General features: G+C 61.8%; 22 protein-coding genes. 20 read left to right on the top strand and 2 right to left on the bottom strand.

All coding sequences use genetic code 11. From position 1 onward, the window contains the following. Positions 1–18 precede the first annotated feature (18 nt). The 4 genes from C1876_RS03840 to C1876_RS03825 all read left to right on the top strand — a co-directional run bounded on the left by C1876_RS03840 (position 19) and on the right by C1876_RS03825 (position 5,761). Entirely contained in the window at positions 19–642 is a 624-nt protein-coding gene (locus tag C1876_RS03840) for an ATP-dependent Clp protease proteolytic subunit (RefSeq protein ID WP_009304212.1), read from the top strand. Between the two features lie 17 nt (positions 643–659). Next, the gene (gene clpX, locus C1876_RS03835; protein WP_114545405.1) at positions 660–2,078 is read left to right on the top strand and encodes an ATP-dependent Clp protease ATP-binding subunit ClpX; all 1,419 of its coding nucleotides are present in this window, start codon (positions 660–662) and stop codon (positions 2,076–2,078) included. Between the two features lie 96 nt (positions 2,079–2,174). Then, positions 2,175–4,859, top strand: coding sequence for a valine--tRNA ligase (locus C1876_RS03830; protein ID WP_114545404.1), 2,685 nt, complete (start codon positions 2,175–2,177; stop codon positions 4,857–4,859). A 2-nt stretch (positions 4,860–4,861) separates the two neighbouring features. After that, the gene (locus tag C1876_RS03825) at positions 4,862–5,761 is read left to right on the top strand and encodes a GGDEF domain-containing protein (RefSeq protein ID WP_114545403.1); all 900 of its coding nucleotides are present in this window, start codon (positions 4,862–4,864) and stop codon (positions 5,759–5,761) included. A 336-nt stretch (positions 5,762–6,097) separates the two neighbouring features. On the opposite strand, the gene C1876_RS03820 is transcribed toward C1876_RS03825, so the two are convergent. Beyond that, a complete protein-coding gene (locus C1876_RS03820) occupies positions 6,098–6,334 on the bottom strand; it encodes a helix-turn-helix domain-containing protein (RefSeq protein ID WP_114545402.1) in 237 nt (78 codons plus the stop codon). 329 nt (positions 6,335–6,663) lie between these two features. Here C1876_RS03820 and loaP point away from each other — a divergent pair, with 329 nt between their 5' ends. The 13 genes from loaP to thrS all read left to right on the top strand — a co-directional run bounded on the left by loaP (position 6,664) and on the right by thrS (position 20,647). Further along, on the top strand, positions 6,664–7,176 hold the full coding sequence (gene loaP / locus C1876_RS03815; RefSeq protein ID WP_114545401.1) for an antiterminator LoaP: 513 nt from the start codon (positions 6,664–6,666) through the stop codon (positions 7,174–7,176). 37 nt (positions 7,177–7,213) lie between these two features. Next, positions 7,214–8,020 carry a sugar transferase gene (locus C1876_RS03810; RefSeq protein ID WP_244910027.1) on the top strand — a complete coding sequence of 269 codons (807 nt, stop codon included), beginning with the start codon at positions 7,214–7,216 and terminating at the stop codon, positions 8,018–8,020. Between the two features lie 2 nt (positions 8,021–8,022). Next, positions 8,023–8,937, top strand: coding sequence for a LicD family protein (locus C1876_RS03805; RefSeq protein ID WP_114545400.1), 915 nt, complete (start codon positions 8,023–8,025; stop codon positions 8,935–8,937). After that, entirely contained in the window at positions 8,894–10,378 is a 1,485-nt protein-coding gene (gene tagD / locus C1876_RS18175) for a glycerol-3-phosphate cytidylyltransferase (protein WP_211309499.1), read from the top strand. Before C1876_RS03805 ends, tagD begins: the two co-directional genes overlap by 44 nt. Continuing rightward, positions 10,375–11,388, top strand: coding sequence for a stealth family protein (locus C1876_RS03795; protein ID WP_158544615.1), 1,014 nt, complete (start codon positions 10,375–10,377; stop codon positions 11,386–11,388). The genes tagD and C1876_RS03795 overlap by 4 nt, the downstream gene beginning before the upstream one ends. A gap of 24 nt (positions 11,389–11,412) precedes the next feature. After that, positions 11,413–12,540 (top strand): polysaccharide pyruvyl transferase family protein, encoded by a 1,128-nt coding sequence (locus C1876_RS03790; protein ID WP_114545398.1) that lies wholly within the window; start codon positions 11,413–11,415, stop codon positions 12,538–12,540. Then, on the top strand, positions 12,537–13,835 hold the full coding sequence (locus C1876_RS03785; protein ID WP_114545397.1) for an O-antigen ligase family protein: 1,299 nt from the start codon (positions 12,537–12,539) through the stop codon (positions 13,833–13,835). The genes C1876_RS03790 and C1876_RS03785 overlap by 4 nt, the downstream gene beginning before the upstream one ends. Further along, the gene (locus C1876_RS17595; RefSeq protein WP_158544607.1) at positions 13,829–15,337 is read left to right on the top strand and encodes a polysaccharide biosynthesis protein; all 1,509 of its coding nucleotides are present in this window, start codon (positions 13,829–13,831) and stop codon (positions 15,335–15,337) included. Before C1876_RS03785 ends, C1876_RS17595 begins: the two co-directional genes overlap by 7 nt. Further along, positions 15,334–16,995, top strand: a complete 1,662-nt coding sequence (locus C1876_RS03780; protein ID WP_158544605.1) for a Coenzyme F420 hydrogenase/dehydrogenase, beta subunit C-terminal domain — start codon at positions 15,334–15,336, stop codon at positions 16,993–16,995. Before C1876_RS17595 ends, C1876_RS03780 begins: the two co-directional genes overlap by 4 nt. Positions 16,996–17,010: 15 nt before the next feature. Continuing rightward, entirely contained in the window at positions 17,011–17,376 is a 366-nt protein-coding gene (locus C1876_RS03775) for an NADH-quinone oxidoreductase subunit I (protein WP_114545395.1), read from the top strand. Then, positions 17,373–17,864, top strand: a complete 492-nt coding sequence (locus C1876_RS03770) for an acyltransferase (protein ID WP_158544603.1) — start codon at positions 17,373–17,375, stop codon at positions 17,862–17,864. Before C1876_RS03775 ends, C1876_RS03770 begins: the two co-directional genes overlap by 4 nt. A 173-nt stretch (positions 17,865–18,037) precedes the next feature. Then, positions 18,038–18,592, top strand: a complete 555-nt coding sequence (locus C1876_RS03765; protein WP_114545393.1) for a zinc ribbon domain-containing protein — start codon at positions 18,038–18,040, stop codon at positions 18,590–18,592. 141 nt (positions 18,593–18,733) lie between these two features. Continuing rightward, a complete protein-coding gene (thrS, locus tag C1876_RS03760) occupies positions 18,734–20,647 on the top strand; it encodes a threonine--tRNA ligase (RefSeq protein ID WP_114545392.1) in 1,914 nt (637 codons plus the stop codon). Positions 20,648–20,900: 253 nt separating this feature from the next. Here thrS and C1876_RS03755 read toward each other — a convergent pair whose 3' ends face one another. Continuing rightward, complete coding sequence (locus C1876_RS03755; RefSeq protein ID WP_244910026.1) at positions 20,901–21,725, bottom strand: hypothetical protein; 825 nt, start codon at positions 21,723–21,725, stop codon at positions 20,901–20,903. Between the two features lie 150 nt (positions 21,726–21,875). Between C1876_RS03755 and C1876_RS03750 the strand changes: the two genes are divergently transcribed. The 3 genes from C1876_RS03750 to panF are packed head-to-tail and all read left to right on the top strand — an operon-like array spanning position 21,876 to position 24,277. Beyond that, on the top strand, positions 21,876–22,463 hold the full coding sequence (locus C1876_RS03750) for a helix-turn-helix transcriptional regulator (RefSeq protein ID WP_114545391.1): 588 nt from the start codon (positions 21,876–21,878) through the stop codon (positions 22,461–22,463). Between the two features lie 58 nt (positions 22,464–22,521). Continuing rightward, complete coding sequence (locus C1876_RS03745) at positions 22,522–22,797, top strand: YhdT family protein (RefSeq protein WP_114545390.1); 276 nt, start codon at positions 22,522–22,524, stop codon at positions 22,795–22,797. After that, entirely contained in the window at positions 22,790–24,277 is a 1,488-nt protein-coding gene (panF, locus tag C1876_RS03740; RefSeq protein ID WP_114545389.1) for a sodium/pantothenate symporter, read from the top strand. Before C1876_RS03745 ends, panF begins: the two co-directional genes overlap by 8 nt. The last annotated feature ends 26 nt before the right edge of the window (positions 24,278–24,303 follow it).

Here is a 24,303-nt window from a genome sequence, read left to right as displayed (position 1 = left end):
GACAAGCGAGGCATACCTATGAGTTTTGATCCGAAATCCGCATTGATCCCCTACGTTATCGAGCAGTCTCCCCGTGGCGAGCGCAGCTACGACATCTACTCCCGCCTGCTCAACGATCGCGTCATCTTCCTCGGTGAGCAGATCGACGACAACGTGGCGAACTCCGTCGTGGCGCAGCTGCTCCACCTCGAGAGCGCCGACCCCGACAAAGACATCTCCCTCTACATCAACTCCCCGGGCGGCTCCGTGACCGCCGGTCTGGCCATCCTCGACACGATGGACTTCATCAAGTGCGACGTGTCCACCATCTGCCTGGGCGAATGCGCTTCCATGGCCGCCGTGCTGCTTTCCAACGGTGCCAAGGGCAAGCGCCTGTGCCTGCCGAACTCCATGGTGCTCATCCACCAGCCGTCCGGCGGCGCGCAGGGCCAGCAGACCGAGATCGCCATCGTTGCCGACTTCATGCTGAAGACCCGCAACCGCCTGAACAAGATCCTGGCGGACAACACGGGCCAGACGCTTGAGACCATCCAGAACGACACGGAGCGCGACAACTACATGACCGCCGAAGAGGCTGTTGCCTACGGCCTGGTCGACCGCATCACCACCTCGCGCGCGGTTGCGCCGAGCACCGACGAGTAGAAGAGCGAAAAGGATACATGAACGACAGACGCGACGACGAATTCGAAGGCCGGAACCCCTCCGACATCGCTTGCGCCTTCTGCGGCAAGCAGCCGCATCAGGTGGCGGCTATGATCTCAGGGCCGAACGGCATCTACATCTGCGACGAGTGCATCTCCGTATGCGCCGACGCCATGATGCACGACCTGGGATTGAACGTTCCCGGCCACGACGCGGACGCGTCGAGCGAGGGCTTCTCCCATGCGGAAGAAGGCCGCCATGCGCGGGTGGGCGACGGTGCCGTGATGGCGCAGGTCGCCGACCCGTCGCCGGACGACGTGCTGGCCGATCTGCCCACCCCTCACGAGCTGTACGCGGAGCTTTCCGAGCACGTGGTGGGCCAGGAGCAGGCGAAGCGCGCGTTGTCGGTGGCCGTGTACAACCACTACAAGCGCATCAGCCTGGGTGCGGACGCCGAAGACGGCGACGTGGAGCTGGCGAAGAGCAACATCATGCTGCTGGGCCCCACGGGCTCGGGCAAGACGCTGCTGGCTCAGACGCTGGCCCGCACGCTGCGCGTGCCGTTCGCCATCGCGGACGCCACGACGCTGACCGAGGCCGGGTACGTGGGCGAGGACGTGGAGAACATCCTGCTCAAGCTCATGACGTCGGCCGACTTCGACATCCCGCGCGCCGAGATCGGCATCATCTACATCGACGAGATCGACAAGGTGGCCCGCAAGGCCGAGAACCTGTCCATCACGCGCGACGTGTCGGGCGAAGGCGTGCAGCAGGCGCTGTTGAAAATTGTCGAGGGCACGGAGGCGAGCGTGCCGCCGCAGGGCGGGCGCAAGCATCCGCAGCAGGAGCTCATCCACATCGACACCACGAACATCCTGTTCATCCTGGGCGGTGCGTTCGTGGGGCTGTCCGACATCATCGCGCAGCGCGTGGGCAAGAGCGGCCTGGGCTTCAACTCCGAGCTGCCCGAGAGCAAGAAGCACGCCGAGGCCGAGCTGTTGGCCCAGGTGTTGCCGGAGGACCTCAACAAGTACGGCATGATCCCCGAGTTCGTGGGCCGCATCCCCGTGGTGACGTCGCTCAACGAGCTGTCCGAGGAAGATTTGGTGCGCATCCTCACCGAGCCGAAGAACGCGCTCGTGAAGCAGTACACCAAGATGTTCGAGTTCGAGGATTCCGAGCTCACGTTCGAGCCCGAGGCCCTGCGCGCCATCGCGCACGAGGCCGTCGAGCACGGCACGGGGGCCCGCGGCCTGCGCTCCATCTGCGAGCGCGTGCTGCAAGACGTGATGTACGATCTGCCCGAGCAGAAGGGGCCGTCCGCGGTGACCATCCGCGCGAGCGACATCACGGGGGAGACGAAGCCGGACATCGAGCCGACGTGCGGGACCGAGGCCCTGCCGGAAGGCGACGAGGCGAGCCTGCAGAGCGCATAGCTTTGAGGTAGGATACGGGTATACGAGCGGGCGGATCGCGACGAGCGGCGCGCCCGCTTTTCGGTTTGAGAGACTGAGACGACGAAAGAGCAGATCATGGCCGATAACACGAATGAAAAGAGCGGCGGCAAGAAGATCGATTACGACTTCGCCGCCCACGAGCGCCCGCTTTTCCAGGCGTGGATGGACGCGGGCTACTTCCAGCGCACGCCCGAACTGGGCGCGGGCAAGGGGCAGCCGTACACCATCGTCATCCCGCCGCCGAACATCACGGGCGTGCTGCACATGGGCCATGCCCTCAACGACACCATCCAGGACACGTGCATCCGCCGCGCCCGCATGCAGGGCCGTCCCACGCGCTGGATTCTCGGCACCGACCACGCCGGCATCTCCACGCAGACGAAGGTGGACAAGAAGCTGGCCGACCAGGGCATCAGTCGTTTGGAAATCGGACGCGAGGCGTTCATCGAAGCGTGCTACGACTGGTACAAGGAATACGGCACCACCATCGTGAACCAGATCAAGGGCATGGGCTGCACGTGCGATTACGCCGACGAGCACTTCACGCTCGAGCCGGCGTACGTGAAGGCCGTGCGCAAGCTGTTCGTGGACTGGTACCACGACGACCTCATCTACAAGGGCAAGCGCATCGTGAACTGGTGCCCGCACTGCACCACGTCCATCTCCGACGACGAGGCCGAGTACGTGGACGAGAAGGGCCACCTGTGGTACCTGCGCTACCCGCTCGCCGAGCCCGAAGACGGGCTCGAGTACCTCGTGGTGGCGACGACGCGCCCCGAGACGATGCTCGGCGACACGGGCGTTGCGGTGAACCCCAAGGACGAGCGCTTCAAGCACCTCGTGGGCAAGACGGTGAAGCTGCCGCTCGTGGACCGGGAGATCCCCATCTTCGCCGACTGGCACGTGGACATGGAGTTCGGCACCGGATGCGTGAAGACGACGCCGGCGCACGATCCGAACGACTGGGCCATGGGCGAGCGCAACGGCCTGGAGCGCATCAACATCTTCGACGAGACGGCGCACGTGGTGGACGGCTACGGCGCGTTCAGCGGCATGGACCGCGACGAGGCGCGCGAGGCCGTGGTGGCCGCGTTCGACGAGCTGGGACTGCTCGACAAGGTGGAAGACCACGACCACAGCGTGATGACCTGCTACCGCTGCCACACGAAGCTCGAGCCCTGGGAGTCCGAGCAGTGGTTCGTGGCCGTGGACGGCCTCAAGCAGGATGCGTCGCGCGTGGTGGAGGACGGTTCCATCCAGTTCCATCCCGAGCGCTGGAAGCAGGTCTATCTCGACTGGCTGGCGAACCTCAAGGACTGGTGCATCTCGCGCCAGCTGTGGTGGGGCCATCGCATCCCCATGTTCTACTGCGACGAATGCGGCTGGGAAGACGCATCGGTGGAGGATATCGAAGTCTGTCCCGTGTGCGGAAAGCCCGTGCGCCAGGACGAGGACGTGCTCGACACGTGGTTCTCGTCGCAGCTGTGGCCGTTCGCCACGATGGGCTGGACCGAGGAGGGCATGGACGCGCCGCAGATGAAGCAGGCGTATCCCACGCAGGTGCTGTCCACGGCTCGCGACATCATGGGACTCTGGGTGGCGCGCATGGTGATGGCGTCCATGTACTGCACCGATACCATCCCGTTCGAGCACGTCATCATCCATCCCACGGTGATGGCGGCCGACGGCAAGCCCATGTCGAAGAGCCGCGGCAACGGCGTGGACCCGCTGCGCCTCATGGAGGACTACGGCGCCGACGGCATGCGCTTCGGCCTGCTCATGCAGGTGACGGGTGCGCAGGATCTCAAGTTCAACGAGGCGAAGCTGGAAAGCTCGCGCAACTTCGCGAACAAGATCCGCAACGCCGCGCGCTTCGTTTTGATGAACCTCGACGACTACGAGCCGGGCGCGCCCGAGCCCGTCACGCCGGTGGACCGTTGGATCTTCTCGCGTCTGGCCGGGTTGGTGGCGCGCGTGGACGCGGCTCTCGACAACTTCGAGTTCGGCGAGGTCACCCGCGAGCTGTACGCGTTCTTCTGGAACGAGTTCTGCGACTGGTACATCGAGTTCTCGAAGGCGCGCCTGAACGGCTCGCCGGAGGATCGCGCCGCGTGCCAGCGCAACCTCGTGTTCGTGCTCGACCAGGCGCTGCGCCTGCTGCATCCCATCATGCCGTTCGTGACCGAGGAGATCTACCAGCAGCTGCCCATCGACCGCACGGACGCGCCGTATCTCATCGTGGCCGCGTGGCCCGATGCCGCCTCGCTCGCGCGCTACGTGGACGCGGACGCCGAGCGCGCCATCGACATGGTGACCGAGACGGTGTCGGCCATCCGCTCGACGCGCGCCCGCTACGGCATCTCGCCGAAGACGGAGCTTGCGGTGGCGGTCAAGGCGGGGGAGGCCGACGTGACGCTCATCGAGGCGCAGCGCGGGCTCATCGAGGGCATGGGCAACACGAGCTCGCTCGTGATTGCCGCCGACGCGGAGAAGCCAGCCGAGTCGAGCGTGTCGCTGGCTCCGGGTCTCGAGGTGTACATCGTGCTGTCGGGCCTCGTGGATTTCGACGCCGAGCGCGACCGTTTGCAGAAAGAGCAGGTCAAATTGGCTGCCGATGCGGCTAAGCTGGACAAGAAGCTGTCGAACCCGGGCTTCTTGGCGAAGGCTGCTCCCGAGATCGTCGAGAAGGACCGCGCCAAGCACGCCGAAATCGCCGACAAGCTGGCCCGCGTGGAAGCGCAGCTGGCGGAACTGGGGTAGCCGTGTTCCCGTACGCGAACATCCATCCGGACGTGGCGAACGCTGCGTTCGACATGCTGCAATTCGACTTCTACCGGCTGGTCGATGCGCGGGATCATCGGGTGTTCGCGTACCATCGCGACGTCGAGGCGCTGCAGGTGACGGACGAGCCCTGCTACCACATCTGGAAGCAGGGCGCACCGTGCCTCAACTGCACCTCGCGCTCGTGTCTGGCGCAGCAGGCGCCCATGTTCAAGATCGAGTACCTCGACGGGCGCGTGCTGCTCATCGCAAGCCTGCCGACGGAGGTGGAGGGACAGCCGCTCGCGCTCGAGCTCATCAAGGACGTGACCGAGAGCCTGCTCGTGGCCGACGTCGAGGTGCGCGACAACATCGAGATCACCCACATGATCACGAAGTTCAACGACCTCGCCGTGCGCGACGGTTTCACGAAGCTATTCAACAAGACCTACATCAACAATGAGCTCGAGAGCCTCATCCAGGTCGCAAAGGAGCATCCCGAGGGCTCCGATGCCGCGGTGGTGGTGCTCGATATCGACGACTTCAAGCTAATCAACGACACGTACGGGCATGTGGCCGGCGACGACACGCTTGTGTACTTCGCCAACCGGCTGCGCAACCTCGCGCGCGAGAGGGGTGCTTGGGTGGGCCGCTTCGGCGGCGACGAGTTCGTGCTGTGCGTGCCCGACGGCCTGTCCGACAGCGATATGGAAGGACTGTTCGGCGAGATCGACGCCATCGAAGAGCACGTGTTCGACACCGAAGCCGGTTCCTTCTCGCTCACGGCGAGCTGCGGCGCCTGCTTCGTACGTTCTGACGACACCGTCCGGACGCTCCTCGACCGCGCCGACGAGGCCATGTACCAAGCCAAATCCCTCGGCCGCAGGTTGGCCGTCCGGTAGAAGGCCCATCTGCTTGTAATCGTGTGAATACAACTCAGAGAGTGCATTCGCGCGCTTCCCATCAGGGGAAACGGCTCAAACTTTTTATTTTCTCAGGAAAAAACTCATAATTCACGACTGAACATAGTTCAACCGCTTTGCTACGATGGGGCGCGACGGGGGACGGGTCGTCGGGGAGCACGCCGCGAAGCCGTTTGCCGTGGCCCGCCCCTCACGACGTTGGTGTCCCTCATCCCGTTCGTTTCGAATTTCATGGCATTCGTTACAGCATTGTTGCTTTTATACAACATATAGGTATAATCAAGTGCGCGGCAGGCAAACCGTAGGACAGAAGGGTCAGGCGCTCGGGTCGATGCGGGGGATTCCCTCGAAGAACTCGGACAGCGTCATGTCGAACCCGTTCGCGATTTTCGCGAGGTTCTGCAAGGTGACGTTGCGTTGCCCGACCTCGATGGAGGCAAGGTAGGTGCGGTCCATGCCGATTTTGTTGGCAAACCGCTCCTGACTGACGTCGTGGACGGCACGTAGGTCCTTGATACGCAGACCGACTTTTGTTTGTAGAGTGTTTCGCATCGTCGCAGAGTACCGTGGGTGTTGTGTATATAACAACGGACTATATACAACATTGCAGAAACGTTGAGGGAAGGACAGGCGCTCGTCGCCTTTTTCTTTCGGCGTGAATGTTGTATGTATGCAACATTACATCGAGCCGTACGGCTCGCTACATATCTTGAGAAGACGAAATCGTCGCGAAGCGCGTTCCGTCGATCGACAAGAGGATGAATAGATGCGTTCGGCTCGTATGAGCGGCCGTTGCCTATCGGCGACGGCGGGGCGCAGCTATTCGTCCTCTTTTCTTTTGACGGAGCGAATACGCGCATGCGAGGGGAAAGGAGCAGACAATGTGGTACGTCGCGCAAGTGCAAGCGGGTCGTGAGTCCTCGACGCTCGAAATGTGCCGCCGCTTGGTACCTTCTTCCGTCATGGAAGATTGCTTCATGCCCGAATACGAGGTGATGTGGAAGATTCGCGGCGAATGGCGCCTCGTGAAGCGGCTGCTGTTCCCCGGCTACCTGTTCTTCGTCGCCGACGACCCCGAAGCGCTCCATCGCGAGCTGTCGAAGGTGCCCATGCCCATCCGCTTGCTCGGCAACGAGGAGAACTCGTTTTTCCCGCTGACGGGCAAGGAGCGCGATTGGTTCCTGTCGTTCATGGACGGCAGCCACACCGTGCGCATGAGCGAGGGCTACATCGCCGGCGACACGATCAAGGTCACGCGGGGCCCGCTCATGGGCTTCGAAGGCGACATCCGCAAGATCGACCGCCACAAGCGGCGCGCCTACATCGACGTGAGCCTGTTCGGGCGCACCGTCCCCGCCAGCGTCGGCCTCGAGATCGTCAGGAAGTCCGCATGAGGCCGTTTCGCCCGACGGGGGGGGGGGTGCTGACCGCATGGCTTTCGCCATGGATGGCGCTACGCTTTCGGATGAATGCTCACTTGACCCGGATGAAGTAGGATTCGCTGCAGATGGAGCCGCTCTTTCCGGTGCGGAACAGCACGTAGCGTACGTCAACAAGCATGAGTTCGAGGTGGGCAGCGCCGAATTCGAACAGGCGTGTCGTGAAAAGGACGCGCGAACGGTGGGATATCGATGCGTCAAGCGCTTGGTTGACGTCGTGGTGAGCCTGGTGGTCGTGGCCTTCCTCGTGTTGCTTTGGCCTCTTACCCTGATGGTTCTGGCTGCGGCAGCGGTTTCCGCCCATGCAAATCCGCTGTACGTGCAGAAGCGCGTCGGACGGTACGGCCGGGTGCTCAACATATTGAAGCTTCGCACCATGGTGGGCGATAGCGACGATGTCGAAAAATACCTCGACGACCATCAGTTGGAGCAATGGCGCAAAGAGCGCAAGGTCGAGAACGATCCCCGCATCACGAAGGTGGGAGCGTTCCTGCGCAAGACCAGCCTTGACGAGATCCCTCAATTCATCAACGTGCTGCTGGGCCATATGAGCATCATCGGACCCCGTCCTGTCTCGATGGAAGAGATTGCTTGGTACGGGGAAGACAAGACGCTCGCGTTGTCGTGTCCGCAGGGAATCACGGGATGGTGGCAGATAACGGATCGAAATGATGCCGTTTGGGACGATGGCAGTCGTCAGGAAGCGGAGCTGTACTACGTGCGAAATGCGAGCTTGAAGCTGGATGCGAGCATCTTCATCGGCACCTTCAAATCGATTACTGAGAAGACGGGAAGGTAGCCTTGTCTGAGGAACGAAATTCGCCCGCGTTCGAGCGGGCGTGCGAGGGCGGCGCTTTGGCCATCGTGCAGGGAACGGTGTTGGAAATGGCCACCTGCCTTGACGGGATATGCCGCAAGCACGATCTGCGCTACAGCCTCGCTTTCGGATCGCTGATCGGGGCGGTGCGGCACAAAGGGTTCATACCGTGGGACGACGATATCGATGTGCTCATGTTTCGCGATGACCTCGATCGCTTCCTTCGAATCGCCCCTGACGAATTGCCCGATTATTACGAGGTTCAGCACTTTTCGTTGGGGAATACGCGACGCTACGTGACGCGAATCGTGGACAACCGCACCCTCATGCGACTCGATTCGTATGGCGAGCGGAACGATCTTGCCATCTGGCTGGACATCTTCGTCCTCGACGGCATTCCCGACGGACGTTTCGGTCGTGGCATTCAGTACCTCCGCATCCTGTGGCACAAGGCGATGTGCGCCTTCGCTTCTTTCGAGGAGACGGTCAACCGATCAAGGCCCGGACGCGCGTGGTGGCAGCAGGCCATCATCGAATTCTGCTCGATCACCCATTTCGGCAGTTGGATGGATGTTGGCGAGCGCTTGAAGAAATACGACGCTGCTCTCAGGCGCTACCGATGCACTGAGGGCGAAGCGTGCTTCTGCGGCGTGGGAACGTACTCCGGAGAACGTCAAACGTGGCCTCGAGCTTCTCTCGAAGATCTTGTCGAATACGAATTCGAATCAGCGGTGCTCAAGGGGCCGCGCGACTACGATTCGGTGCTTTCTGCAACGTACGGTGACTACATGGTTCCCCCTTCGGAAGGGCATCGGGCCGTCCATAGCGTGCACGTGGTCAAGCATCCGATGTTCGATGGCAACGGTGACGAAGAGGATGGAGCGAGTGTTGTCGGCTAACATGGCGCATGAAACGGGATGCGTGGAGCGTATATGCATGATAGGGAGCGGAACCTGGGGTATCGCGCTTGCTCGGCTGATGGCTCTGCAGGGGCATCAGGTTGAGGTGTGGTCTGAAAGCACGAAGAAATCGATGCGGTTGGACCTTGAACGGTCGCTGCCTCAGCTTTCCGGTGTGCGTATACCCGAGAGCGTGCGACTCACGGACGATCTCGAGCGTGCCTGCAAAGAAGCGACGATCATCGTGTGCGCGACGGCGTCTCAATTCGTTCGCGGCATCGCGAAGACGATTGCCCGCGTGGCGGACCCTTCTCAGATCATCGTCTGCGCGACGAAGGGAATAGAGGCGGACACCCTCTTCTCTATGACCGCAGTGATCGAGGATGAATTGACGAAGACGGGCTCTCCGTGCAATGCGCTTGTCGCCTTCTCCGGCCCTACGCACGCTGAGGAGGTTGCGCGCGACATGCCGTCGGCCATCGTCGCAGCGAGCGCCCATCGCGCAGCTGCACTTCGCGTGCAAAAGGCGTTTTCCAACGAGGTTTTTCGCGTCTATACCGGTTCGGATGTCAAAGGAGTCGAGCTTTGCGGAGCGCTCAAGAACGTGGTTGCGCTGGCATCCGGTATGGCTGCGGGTTTGGGGTACGGGGATAACTCGCGTGCTGCGCTCATTGCGCGCGGCATCGCCGAGATGACCCGCCTCGGCGTCGCAGCGGGGTGCCTCGCGGAGACCTTTAGCGGCTTGGCCGGGGTGGGGGACCTGGTGGTTACCGCTTCGAGCGTGCATAGCAGGAATTATCGGGCCGGCTTTCTCATTGCCGGCGGCATGTCCGTCGAGGAAGCGGTTGCCGAGGTGGGCATGGTCGTTGAGGGCTTGAACGCCCTTCCTGCCGCCGTGCAGCTGTCCGTGCGCTACGGTGTGGACATGCCGATCGTCGATGCTGTGCAAGCGGTCGTCAGCGGATGCGCGCGTCCTCAGAGCGTGGTTGGAGCGCTCATGACGCGCAAGCTTACCTGTGAGGCGTACGGACGCAAGCAGAGAACGGTGATGACGTACGGAACGTTCGATCTTCTGCATTACGGTCACATCAACTTGTTGCGTCGTGCTCGCGCGCTGGGCGATCGCTTGATCGTGGCGATATCGACCGATGAATTCAACTGGAACGAGAAGAAGAAACGCTGCTATTTCAGTTACGAACAGCGCAAAACCATGGTTGAAGCGGTCGGCTACGTCGACGAGGTGGTGCCGGAGTCGAGCTGGGACCAGAAGCGTCGCGATATGCATGCCTACGACGTCGATGTGTTCGCCATGGGGGACGATTGGACGGGGCAGTTCGACTTCCTGAAAGAGGAAGGCGTGGACGTAGTGTACCTGCCGAGGACGCCCGAGATATCCACGACGCAGATCAAAACGGACATGTCAAAGGGGGACAAGAAGTGAGTCCTGTCGAAGACTTTCCCGTTGACGTCGTCGTTACCTGGGTTGACGGATCGGATGAGGGCTGGGCGGCGGAGCGCGCTCGCTACGAGCGGAACGATTCGTCGATTGCCGACGATTGGGCGAAGGGAGCTATTCGGTTTCGCGATTGGAATACGCTGCGCTACTGGTTCAGGGGGATCGAGCAGAACATGCCCTGGGTACGGTACGTGCATTTCGTCACGTACGGGCATGTTCCGTCATGGCTGAACGAACGCAATCCGCACCTGCGTATCGTACGGCATGAGGACTTTATCCCGAGTCGGTATCTCCCCACGTTCAACTCCCATACGATAGAACTCAATTTCCATCGCATTCCGGAGCTTGCCGAGCACTTCGTGTACTTTAACGACGATGTGTACGCGTTGCGTCCTCTTGCGAAGAGCGACCTGTTCAAACGAGGTCTTCCGTGCGACTTCGCCGCCTTGAACGCCCCTTCTCGCGATCGGTACAACAAGTTGCTGATGGAGGTGAACAACGTTGCCGTGATCAACCGCCATTTCCGGAAAAACAAGGTGCTGCGAGATCACTTCTTCAAATGGTTCAATCCGAAATACGGTGCAAAGATGCTGAGGACGCTCTGTCTTCTGCCGTGGCCGAGGTTCACCGGCTTTATCGAGCAGCATACGGTTCAGACGTTCCTCAAGAGCACGTTCGAGACGTTGTGGGAAGAGGAATACGACGAGCTCGATGCGACGTGCCTGACGAAATTCCGCGCGTACGAAAACGTGACGCCCTGGCTTGTCCGCGACTGGCAGCTGGTCACGGGCTCGTTTGCGCCGAGCGATTTACGCGGCAGACGCTATTTCAAGCAGGCCGTTGACGCCGATATGCTTGCGCAGGTTTTCGGCGGCCAATACTCCATCGTGTGCATAAACGACGTTGCGACGGCCGAAACCTTTCCTGCGGAACGGAGGGCGCTTGCGTCTGCGTTCGATGGATTGTTTCCGGACAAGTCTTCTTTTGAGCGGTAAGTCGAGGGTGAGGTAGGGATCACTATGGAGGAGCGTCCGAAAGGCCGGCAAACGGAGCGGAATCGTCAGGGTGTCGTGGCAACCCTCACGTTTCATGAGGCGATTAACTACGGTGCCGTGCTGCAGTCGTACGCGTTGCAACAAGCCGTGCTGAACGAGGGTTTCGATACGGAGTTGTTGAACTATTCGTGCGAGGCGATACGCGCATCCCACTATGCTGCGGGCAGGGGAGTCAAGGCGAAAATCGGCTGGCTTGCACGATCTCGATTCCGCACCGTCAAACATGCGAAGTTCGCAGAGTTCAGAGAGAATCATCTTATTCTGACGGAGCCTGTTCGCAAGGATGAACTTCGCGCGTATTGCGATCGGTTTCGCTTGGTTATCGTGGGGAGCGATCAGGTTTGGAATCCTGCGATCACCGAGGACGACACCTCGTACTTCCTCGACTTTATCGACGACTCGAGACGAAAAGCGTCCTATGCCGCCAGCTTGGGGGTCAGAAGCTGGTCCGAGTCGTTTCAGCCCGTCGGAACGCGTCTTGTCCGGGATTTCTCCTTGGTGGGCGTTCGGGAGCAAGGTGCGGCCGCCTACCTTCGAACCGCAGCGGGCGTGGATCCGTGCGTTGTGTGCGATCCAGTCATGTTGTTGTCGAAAGAAGCGTGGGAACGCATGGCGGTTGATCCGCGACAGGCTCGGCCGTACCTTTTGGTATTCGGCCTGGGGCGAGTGGATGCGGATTGTCTGCAGTGGGCTCGGCGGATTGCCGATCAGATGGGCGTCGACGTGGTCGTGCTTCATAACGGCGCGTTCGCGCTGAGCGGCGTCACGAACGTGCGGGATGCGGGTCCCGAAGAATTTCTCGGCTGGATCAAGCAGGCAAGCTTGGTGGTCACGAACTCGTTTCACGGAAGCTGTTTCTCCATTCTGATGGAGAAACAATTCTGCTGGTTTCAAAGCGCGCAATGCAGCGATGCGCTGAAAACGAGGGAAAGCAGGTTGGAGGATCTTCTTGATGCGTTCGACCTGCGCAGCCGCCGAGTGTCTTCAGGGGATGCGCTTGCGGGTCCCATCGACTACGAACGTGTGAGGGGCCGTCTTGAGGAATATCGGCGCGCATCTCTCGATTTCTTGAGAAGGATGCTTCGCTCGTGACAACCGAAACCCAACGTGACGCGCCGGTTACCCTGGCGTTGGTTCTGCTGCTGGCCCCGCCGTTTTTCTGCCAGACCTTGCTGAAGTCGACGGCCGTGCAGTGTCTGTCGATCTGTCTTGCCGTTGCGTGCTTGACCTTCCGGGTTGCGCGGGGGAGATGCAGGCTCTCGATTCCGAAGCCCCTCATTGCCTTCATCGGGTTCTTCGCTCTGGCGGTGCTGAACAAGAACGTGGATATCGTCGCGGGAAACGGGTTGGCCTGGTTCGCTTTGTTCGGCATGTCCCTCGTGGCGGTCGTGCTCTTGGTCTCGCTGCCGCACGCCGGATGGATTCGCACGGCACTCGTTCTGATAGCGGTGTTTTCGGCATTCCATGCACTTGTCACGATTGCGACCTGGATGGTTCCGGACCTGTACGATCGGTTTATCTACCCGCAGTTTTTCAGCGATAGGCTGACCATCACCGGCCGCGGCTATCGATCGGGGTTCACGGCTCACTACTCGACGAACGGAATCTATCTTGCCCTCGGGGCGTTGGCTTCGTATGCCCTCGCAATGGAGCACAAGAAAAAAGCGCCCTACCTTGCCCTGCTCGTCTTGATTCTGTTCGCGCTGCTGCTCACGGCGAAGCGCGCGCATTTGGCGTTCGGTATCGCTTCGATAGCGGTTTCCTTCGTGGCGATGCGCGGCACGGGAGGAATCGGGAAGCTTGCCGTGGTGGGCGCCGTCGGCGTTCTCGCCTTGTTCGCCGCTTCCTTTATCGCGCCCGATGTGCTGTTCGTGTTCGATCGGTTTTCCGACGCGATGGAAGATGACACCATGAACGGGCGAACCCCGTTTTACGAGCTCTGCATGACCATGTGGGGTGATGATCTGCTTTTGGGCAACGGATGGGGCTCTTACACCCAGGCATTCAACGCGAGCTTGCTGAGCTGGTCGTTTTTGGCGCGCGGATTCGAGACGATGAATGCGCACAACGTGTATCTGCAGGTGCTTGCCGAAGAGGGTGTCGTCGGCCTCGGTCTGCTGGTGGCGGCTGCGGTGGGGCTGTTTGCCGCGAGCATGAAACTTGCGAAAGACAGAGAGGCGTTTCGCGACCATGCTTCCGACGCGTCCATAGAAGGGGCGTTGGCGGGGTCGTTGGCCATACAGGCGTTCTTCATCATGTACTGCCTGACCGGCAACCCCCTCTACGATATGCAGGTGTACATTCCCTATCTGGTGGCGTGCAGCATGTCGTTGTGGGTGTACCGCAGGCGGCGCTCGGAGCATGCGGGACGGAGCGAGTCGTGCTGAGCCGCTCGAAATCGTTCTTCGGCAATGCCTTTTGGTCGTTTGCCTTGCAGATGGTGAACATCCTCGTCGCCTTTATCGTGCCCCGCGTGGTGATTTCTTACTACGGTTCGGACGTAAACGGTCTGGTCACCTCGTTGACGCAGTTCGTATCGTATATAAGCCTGGTGGAGGCGGGCATATCGGGTGCTGCCGTGTTCGCGCTGTACAAGCCGCTCGCATCCAAGGATTACGGAGCCGTGAGCGTGGTCGTCTCGGCGGCGAAGCGGTTCTACTATCGATCGGGCTGGATATTCGTGGCCCTTATCGCGGTGCTCGCTTTCGTGTATCCCGTTTTCGTCGACTGCGGCTCCATGGGCAGCGTGCAAGTTGTCCTGCTGGTGGTTTCGTTGGGCTCGATGGGGGTGCTCGATTTCTTCACCTTGGCGAAGTATCGCGTGCTGCTCACCGCGTCGCAGCGTAACTGGGTCATTCAGATAGCCACCATTCTGTACAAGGTGCTGTATGCGTGCGTGATAGCGGCGCTTGCTTTTCTTGGCTTCTCGGTGGAAATCGTATACATCGCGGCCATCGCTCCGGTGATTATTCGCTCGGTGATCCTGTCCCTGTACGCCAAATCGAAATTCAAGCAAGTGGACTTCTCTGCCGACGACAAGGGATATCGGCTTGATCAAAGATGGAATGCGTTTTACCTGCAAGTGCTCGGTGCGGTTCAAAGCGGGGCTCCGGTTATCATTGCGACTTTCGTGCTGCAAGACCTCGCCCTCGTCAGTGTGTTTTCGATCTATCTTCTGGTGGCGAATGGGATTCAAAGCGTGTGTACGTCGTTCATCGGCGGTACGCAGGCCTCGTTCGGCGATGTGATCGCTCGGGGGCAGGCGGAGACGCTGCAGTGCGCATTCAAGGAGCTGCAAACCATATCGTATACGAGTAACGCCCTCATGTGCGGGATTGCTCTCGCGCTGATCAACTCTTTTGTTGGACTCTACACCTCGGGAATCACGGAGTTGAACTACGTCTATCCCGCGGTCGGGTTTCTCGCGGTGCTGAACGTGTTTCTCTACCATCTTAAGACCCCTCAAGGATTGCTCGTCATCGCAGCGGGGATGTATCGAGAGACGCGTATACAGACGACTTTTCAGACGCTCATATTGCTGGCCGGCTCGATCGTCGGCGGTTTGGTTGCCGGAATGCCGGGAATACTGATCGGATGCTGCCTGTCGAACCTGTATCGCGACCTCGACTTGCTGGTGTTCATACCGAACGTGTTGACGAAAACCCCCATACGCGATACGGCGAAGCGCATGCTCGTGAGCGTCGTGGAATGCGCGTTGATAGCAGCGCCGTTCATAGCGGTTGGGTATTCGGGCAGCAGTTGGACCGATTGGCTGATAGTGGCTGCGGCCATGCTGGCGTGGGGGTTGCTGGTTTGCGTCTCGTGCTGCTGGCTCGCGGAGCGGGAGCAATTCAGAAGCTTGATGACGAGACTGAGGAAGATGCTATGAGCGATAAGGTGAACGGTTTGATCACCTGCGATCTGGTTTGTTTAGGCGTTCCGTCGCCGAAGGGCTTTCGTTCCTATGTGGACTGGCTCGAAGCATGCACGGGGAAGCACGTTGTCGGATACCGGCATCGCGGGCACACCCCGTGGGGTTTATACGAGGAGCGGGCCGTGTACGACGACGGAACGTTCGAGGAAGCGACCGTGCGAACGCGGGCTTGGAAGCGCGTCTGGAACAAGATGATGCTGCGTCCGAGTTGTTTGGCATGCTCGTACCACTCAATCATTCGCCCCGGCGACCTGTCGATGGGCGATTACTGGGGAATCGAACGGGCTCATCCGGGTATTGCCGACGATACGGGGGTGTCGTGCCTTTTCGCAAATACCGCGCATGGTCTTCGTTTCCTGAAGGGAGCTGCGCATTCGCTCAATCTCGTGGCCAGCGCTCCTTCCCTCTGCGCGAATCCGGAACAGCCTATGCTCCTTCACCCGCCTCGGGCATCCCGCCTGCACGACGGGTTTTGGGAATCGCTGGTGAGGGATGGGTTCGGCGCAGCCTGCAAGAACGTTGGCGCGCTTGGGGCGAGACGATCGCTCAAGGATGCTGCGCACCTTGTTTTTCATACCGGCGGCAAAGGGGTGGAACGTGATAGAAGGGAGAGCGTCGGAATGGATGCGAGCATCGATCTCGATCGTGTGCAGGAAGAGGAGTTTCCACTGGTGTTCGCGGCAAAGCATCGTTCAGACGAAGTGCGGGAAAAAAGCTCGTCGGGAGGTATGTTCTATGCGCTTGCCGATTACATGATAGGCCAAGGGGGCGTTGTGTACGGCTGCGCGTTCGACGACGGCCTCGAAGCTCGTCATATTCGGTGCGAGACGCTGGAGGAGTGCGAACGCTGCATGGGGTCGAAGTATTCCCAGAGCGATATGGGTTCGACGATAGCCATGGTGAGCGCCGATCTTTCCTCTGGTCGACCGGTTCTTTTCACGGGCACGCCTTGCCAGGTTGACGCTGTGCGCCACGCGTGCGGCGAGATGGGGGGGGGGTGGCTGTTGACTGCTGACCTTATCTGCCATGGCGTGCCTTCCCCCGGCCTGTTCGCCGCGCATCTCCGGTTTCTCGAGCGGCGGTTGGGTTGCAAGGTGGTTGCATACAACCACCGGCCCAAGAATCGCGGATGGGGGCATTGCGAGGCCGTGGCGTGCGACGACGGAAGCGTTCATCAGGGGAGTCGCATGGTCGAGTCTTGGAAAAGGCTGTTTTATGGAAACAGAATGCTTCGCCCTTCCTGTTACGCATGCCCTTATACGACCTCGAATCGTTCTTCCGATGTGACCATCGCCGACTTCTGGGGCATCGAACGTACGAGGATTGCGGCATTCTCAGACGATTTGGGGGTCTCGCTTGTTCTTGCCAACACGCCGAAGGGCCTTGACGCCGCGAAGCGTTGCGACATCGACGCGCGCAGGTCTTCCTTGGAAGAGTCGCTTCCCGGCAATCCGATGCTGTCGCGTCCTACATCGTGCACCCAACCGAGGGAACCCGTGTGGGAGGCCCTTTGCTCGGACGGATACGACGGCATGATGAAACGGTTTCGCTTCCTGCCGAAGCGGGTTCGGTTCGCGGGAGCCCGCTTCAAGCGGTTCTTGCATCGTCTTTAGGAAATCGGAGTGCACATGGGATTGTTTTCAACAAAGCGCGTCAGCCCTCAGGCATCGTGGTACCTGCCGGACAACGACCAATACGCATACCGCGACGGAACGAGGCTCGATACGTCTTCCGGCTATCACCCTCATCGGTCCACACGGTTTAGAAACCTCGAAACGGTGGATGCGAAGCGTCGTGACAGGTTGCCGGAGCTGTACGCGCGACGCAGCGAATGCTGCGGCTGCAGCGCCTGCGCCTTCGCCTGCCCGCAGGACGCCATCGCTCTGGAGCCCGATGAAGAGGGCTTCGACTACCCGGTTGTCGATGCCGCAGCGTGTATCGGGTGTTCGAGATGCATCGATGTCTGCGTGTTCAAGAACAGGGGCGGCGCATGATGGAGTTCGCGGAAAGGCTCGTATGCAAGCTGTACCGGTTGATGAAGATGGCGTTTCTTCGAAGCCGTTACGGTTCGAGACTCGACGTCGGAGGAGGGGCGATCAGTTTTCGGAAGCCGTTTTTCTGCCGGCTCGGTCCACAGGGGTGCATGCGTCTTGGAAGGGGCGCGTTCTTCAATTACGGTTGCAAGATCATCGCTCATGAACGTATCGAGATCGGGAGCGACTGTCTTTTCGGACCGAACGTGCAGGTGTTCGATTTCGATCACGGCCACGACCGCTCCGATATCGCGTACAAGAAACAGGGAATGGAAACGAAGCCGGTGGTCATCGGCAACAACGTTTGGCTGGGTGCGAACGTCGTCGTGTTGAAGGGGGTGACGATTGGGGACAACGCCATCGTGGGTGCGGGGACGATCGTGTCGCACGATGTTCCTCCCGATGTGACGGTGTACTCCAAGCAGGATATTCGAACCGTGCACCATTGATGCGAGCATCTCGCAGCACCGCTCCATCAACCTGTAACTCAACAGCTTGCGGAAATTACCTGAACGGGCGCGCGTCAAGGGGCATCTTTGCTATAATGACTGATCGTGTGCACGTATCGCGCGTTTTCGGTGCCTGCATACAGCGGGTTCGATAACAAGAAAACGAGGTTGAAATGAGCGAACTGCTGTCCCAGCTGTGGACTCCCGAACTGCAAGCAGCGTTCACCGTCGTGGTGGTGCTGCTGGTTATCCTGTACGTGCTGTCTATCATCTGGGTGGTCCGCGACGCGTATCTGCGCGGCTCGTATTGGTACGTGTGGGCCATCGTTGCGCTTATTCCGTTGCTCGGCATCATCGCGTACTGCTTGCTGCGTCCGCCGCTGCTGCAGATCGATCGCGACGAGCAGGAGCTGGAAATCGCGCTCAAGCAACGCGAACTCATGAAGTACGGCGAGTGCGCGAACTGCGGCTATCCGGTGGAGGCCGACTTCGTGCTGTGCCCGAACTGCCATCAGCGTCTCAAGAACCTCTGCGGAACCTGCAACCACGCCCTCGACCCCACCTGGACGGTGTGCCCGTACTGCGCCACGCCGGTGTCGGGCGGTCCCCGCACCCGTCGTGCCCCGCAGCAACAGCAGCGCGGTGCGCGAACGCAGCAGCCGCAGCAGGCGGCACCCCAGCAGCAGTCGAGGCAGGCGCGCCCCGCTCAATCCGAGCGCGCCCAGTAACCACTTCGCATTTCATCGAAGCCGCCTCGTGAACCATGGGGCGGCTTCGTTGTTTTGTCGCATCGGCGGGCGCGCAGTGCGCTCGCTGCGAACCGATCGTGCAGGCGCTTTGTGCGCGCCCGGCACAGGAAAGGAACTGATATGAACATCGTACTTCCCGACGGCTCGACCAAAGACGTGGCCGAAGGCGCCACCGTTGCCGACGTGGCAGCCGCCATCGGCGCGGGCCTGGCGAAGGCCGCGCTGGCCGGCATCGTGAACGACCAGCCGGTCGACCTCTCCGCACCCGTGAACGCGGGCGACGCCGTGGCCATCATCACGGCCAAGAGCGACGAGGGCCTCGAGCTTTTGCGTCACTCCACTGCGCACGTCATGGCCGCCGCGCTCGTCGACCTCTACGGCGACGTGCAGTTCGGCGTGGGCCCCGCCATCGAGGACGGCTTCTATTACGATGTCAAGCTGGATCGCGCGCTTTCGCCGGACGACTTCGCCGCCATCGAGGCCCGTATGGCCGAGATCGTGAAAGCCGACGAACCCTTCGAGCGCCGCGTGGTCACCCGCGCCGAGGCCGAGGAGATCTTCGCGGATCAGCCGTTCAAGCTGGAACTCGTCGCCGAGCTTCCCGAGGACGCCGTCATCACCACCTACACCATCGGCAAGTTCACCGACCTGTGCCGCGGGCCGCACCTGCCCTCCACCGGTAAGATCGGCGCTTTCAAGCTGACGAAGCTGGCCGGCGCCTACTGGCGCGGCGACGCCGAGCGCGAGATGCTCACCCGCATCTACGGCACGGCGTTCTTCAAGCAGAAGGAGCTTGACGAATACCTGCACAACATGGAGGAAGCCGAGAAGCGCGACCACCGCAAGCTGGGCCGCGAACTGGGCATCTACACGATGGACCCGCTGGCCGGCGTCGGTCTGCCGCTCTACCTTCCCAAGGGCGCGCGCGTCATCCGCACCATGCAGGAATGGCTGCGCCGCGACCTGTACGAGCGCGGCTACGAAGAGGTCATCACCCCGCACGTCTACAACGCCGACGTGTGGAAGATGTCGGGGCACTACGACTTCTACCATGAGAACATGTACTTCTTCAACATCAACGAAGGCGACGACGAGAACCCGCGCCTGACCGAGTACGCCGTGAAGCCCATGAACTGCCCGGGCCACGTGATGCTGTACAAGAGCGAGCTGCATTCCTATCGCGACCTGCCGCTGCGCTACTTCGAGTTCGGCACCGTGTACCGTCACGAGATGAGCGGCGTCGTGCACGGCCTACTGCGCGCCCGCGGCTTCACCCAGGACGATGCGCACGTGTTCTGCACGCGCGACCAGGTAGTTGACGAAGTGGTGGCCATCCTCGACCTCGTGGACCACATCATGTCCACCTTCGGCTTCGAGTACACCGCCGAGATATCCACGCGTCCGGCGAAGAGCATCGGCTCCGATGACATGTGGGAGCACGCGACGAACGCCCTCAAGGAGGCATGCGCGCGTCATGAGCTGGAATACGAGATCAACGAGGGAGACGGTGCGTTCTACGGCCCGAAGATCGACATCAAGGTGAAGGACGCCATCGGCCGCACCTGGCAGTGCTCCACCGTGCAGGTTGATTTCAACTTCCCCGAGCGTTTCGAGCTGACCTACCGCACCGAGGACAACACCGAAGAGCGTCCCTGGATGCTCCATCGTGCCATCTTCGGTTCCATCGAGCGCTTCCTGGGCATCCTCATCGAGCACTACGCCGGCGCGTTGCCGCTGTGGTTGGCTCCCGTGCAGGTGGCCGTGTTGCCGCTTGCCGATCGTCACAACGAGGCGGCTGCGGCGCTGGCGAAGCAGCTCAAGGCCGCAGGCGGGCGCATCGAGGTGTACGATCAGAACGAGCCCATGCGCGTGAAGATCGCGAAGGCGCAGAGCCAGAAGATCCCGTACATGGTGGTGCTGGGCGATAAGGAAATCGAGAACGGCACCGTGAGCGTGCGCGAGCGTCACGAGGGCGACCTCGGCGCGTGGCCGGTCGAGCAGCTCGTGGAGAAGCTGCGCGAGGCGGCGCTGTAGCGCTGCGCTGCGGCGGCATGGCTTTGAAACGGCCCCGGGGATGCCCGGGGCCGTTTTTTATGCGCGGGGTTGCCGTTATTGGCAAGAAATTGCGCGATTGCGTGCTTCGTTCGCGCAAGAGCGTCGTTTGACTCAACGCGACCAGGTGTTTTGTGGCGGCGGAGGTTCACGGTGGGTTTTCCAGCGCCCTAAAAGCATCGTTGAAGCCGCAATCGCGAAAAAACGTGCCATTTCGTCATGAAAATCGGTGCACTCACCCCAGCCATAGGCGGTAGATCGTGGGCGGGTCGTAGTCGGCGAGGGCGAGGCAGAACTTCGACGGGTCGATGTCGTCGTATGCTTCCGGGTCTTCGAACATGCTCCGGTACACGAGGCGGGGCAGCGTCCAGGTGTGCGTCTCGCCGGGTTCGAGCACGTCCCAATCGTCGGGCAGGGTGTACTGCACGAGCCCTTTGCCGGAATCGACGCCGTACAGCTCCGACAACAGGTAACCGCCGTCGCTTCCGACGCCCTGATCGAGCACATCGCCCGCCCCGTTGAGCTCCTCGCTCCAGAGTGCGAGCGGCGGCATGCGCTGAGCGTAATCGGCGGTGTTCGTCATGGTGACGTCGACCAGCAGCACCTTGCATTCGTGTCCGTGCGCCTGCGTATAGCCGGTCGTCTGAGCGTAGTGCGGATACCATTCGGCGAAGGCGTCCAGGGTCACGGCCTTCATGTCCGTGGGCGTGATCTCAATGCCGTCGATCTCGAGGATGTACTGGTATTCGGTCAAGAAGCGCTCCCGCTCCTCCTCGCTCCACGACGCGCGTTCCTCTTCGCTCCACGAGAACCATTTTCCGCGCGTCACGCCCTGTGCGGTGAACGTCTGGCCGAAGGGGACGTCCACGACGGTCTCCGCAACGTAGCGGCCGTTGCCCGCGCCCGCGATGCTCGCGCCGTAGCGATCGTCGCTCGAATCGGCCGAGCGCGGCGTTCCGGGCGTAAAGTGGAAAGCGAACCAGACAAGCGCGCAGGTGGCGACCGCGATGCAGGCGATGCCGATGAGGGTTCGTGCGATGGCGGTGCGGGTCGTGCTCATGGCGTCTCCTTTGCCGGGGCTTCCGCGTTCAACCTACCACGAGGCGTCGGCGGGCGGCAATGATGAAGTTTTTCATCACCTGTTCCCACCACGCGCGCCGGAGCGATCCGCTATGCTGGTGAAAACGGACGGGTGCGGGAAAGGACAGCGATGGTTTCATGGTCGACGGTGGCGGCGCTGCTGCTGGCATGCCTCATGTACGGGGCGTTCTGCGCGGCGGCCGTGCGGGCGTTCCTGCGACGCTGCGCCGACCGCGTGGCATATCGGCTGGCGGCCACGTGGGGCGGGTGCTTCGCGGCCGCCATCGTCGGTACGCTCATGGTGTCCGACGCGTTCGGCCTCGACATCGCCGTCGCGTTCGAGGCCATCATGTGCGCGGCGTCGTTCGCGCTGTGCACCGCGCTCGGCCGTTGGTGGCGCAACCGCGAGATGGCCGCCGCCGTGACGTACCTGCAGCTGCACCGTCCCGTTCCCGCGCCCGTCCCTGCGCCCGCGCCTGCCGCGCCGCCGACTCTCGACCTCGAAGCGCACTGCGCCCGCATCGCCCGCGCCTACGATCTCACGCGCCGCGAGGAGGACGTGCTGAGCCTGCTCATGGAGGGCTGCACTTTCGCGCAGGCCGCCGACAGCCTCGTGGTGTCCCTCAACACCGTCAAAAGCCACGTGCGCCACCTCTACGCCAAGATGGGCGTAACCGGCAAGCAAGACCTGCTGGACAAGGTTTCGTCGGATTCGTAGCCTGTTCTGGTGTACCATACGCTCATCGAAAACGGGATGAGGGGCGAAGGGGGCTGTGATGGCGCGCAAGGCGCTTGCGACGTATCGGGAGAAGATGGCGCAGACGAACCGGGAGGCGCGGGCCACGGTGGTGGCGCTCGGGGGCATCGTGGCGGTGTGGCTCGTCGGCGGGTTCGGGCTGGCGGGCGTGGACGTGCAGGTGCTCGGCACGCCGCTGTGGATCGTCGTAGGCTGCGTGGGCACGTGGGCGGCGGCCATCGTGGCCGCGGTGGTGCTGACGCGCTTCGTGTTCGCCGACTTCAGCCTCGACGACGAGGAGGGCATCGATGGGTGACGTCGTGGCGCTCGTTCCCGTTGCGGCGTTTCTCGTGTTCGCCGTGGGCATGAGCATGGTCGTGCGCCGTCGCGCGGCGAAGGCATCCACCGGCGGCGGGTTCATGAAGGAGTACTTCATCGGCAACCGCGGTCTGGGCGGCTTCGTGCTGGCCATGACCACCATCGCCACGTACGGCTCGGTGAGCTCGTTCGTGGGCGGGCCCGGCCAGGCGTGGAGCGTCGGCTTCGGCTGGGTGTACATGGCCGTGGTGCAGGTGACGGCGCTCGTGCTGCTGTACGGCATCGTGGGCAAGAAGATGGCGCTCATCGCGCGCAAGCTCGACGCCATCACGGTGATCGACGTCATCCGCGCCCGTTACGGGTCGGATCTGCTGGCGAACGTGTCGGCCCTCATCATCGTCGTGTTCTTCGGCGCCACCATGATCGCGCAGTTCGTGGGCGGGGCGAAGCTGTTCGAGGCCGTGACCGGGTACTCCTACGTGTTCGGCCTCGCGCTGTTCGGCGTGGCCGTCGTCCTGTTCACCACCATCGGCGGGTTTCGCGGCGTGGCGCTGACCGACGCGCTGTGCGGCATCGCCATGCTCGTGGGCATCGCGGTGCTGGCCGTGGGCATCCTGGATGCGGGCGGCGGCTACGAGGCCATCATGGGCTCGATCGCACAGAACCATCCCGAGATGCTCGAACCCCTGGCGGGCGGCAGCATGCCGCCGTCGCTGTACTTCACGCAGTGGCTGCTCGTGGGCGTCTTCACGTTCGTGCTGCCGCAGTCGGTGGTGCGCACGATGGGGTACAAGGACGTGAAATCGCTCCATCGCGCCATGATCGTGGGCACCGTCATCATCGGCGCCATGATGATCGGCGTCACGGCCCTCGGCGTGCTGGCGGCGGGCGTGCTCACCGAGGACCTGGCGACGTACGGCGGCAGCGTGGACAACATCATCCCGCTGGCCATCGTGCAGACGCTGCCTCCCGCGCTGGCGGGCGTGGCCATCATCGGGCCGGTGGCCGCGTCCATCTCCACCGTGTCGTCGCTGCTCATCTCGTCGTCCTCGGCCCTCGTGAAGGACATCGGGGTGCATTACGCCGAAGCGCGCGGGAAGCGCGTGGGGGAGCGCACGCTGTCGGTGTCGAGCCAGGCCGTCACGCTCGGCCTGGGCGCCGTCGTGTTCGTGCTGGCCATCGTGCCGCCCGACGTCATCTGGAAGATCAACATGTTCGCGTTCGGCGGCTTGGAGACGGCGTTTTTCTGGGTGCTCGTGTGCGGCCTGTTCTGGAAGCGGGCGAACCGCACGGGCGCGCTGTGGTCGATGGCGGGCGGCACGTTGGCGTACTGCGTGACGATGGCCCTCGGCTTCAAGGTGGCCGACCTGCATCAAATCGTCATCGGCATCGCCGTGGCGGGCGTGTGCATGGTGGTGGGCTCGCTTGCGGGCAAGCATGCGCGCGGAAGCAGGGTGGAGGTGTTTTTCCCGGAGTGAGGGAGTGGGGAAGGGAGGAGGGGGGA

The sequence above is a fragment of the Eggerthella sinensis genome, from assembly GCF_003339815.1.
In the GTDB taxonomy this organism is placed as follows: domain Bacteria; phylum Actinomycetota; class Coriobacteriia; order Coriobacteriales; family Eggerthellaceae; genus Eggerthella; species Eggerthella sinensis.
This window is presented reverse-complemented; position numbering and strand designations above follow the sequence as displayed.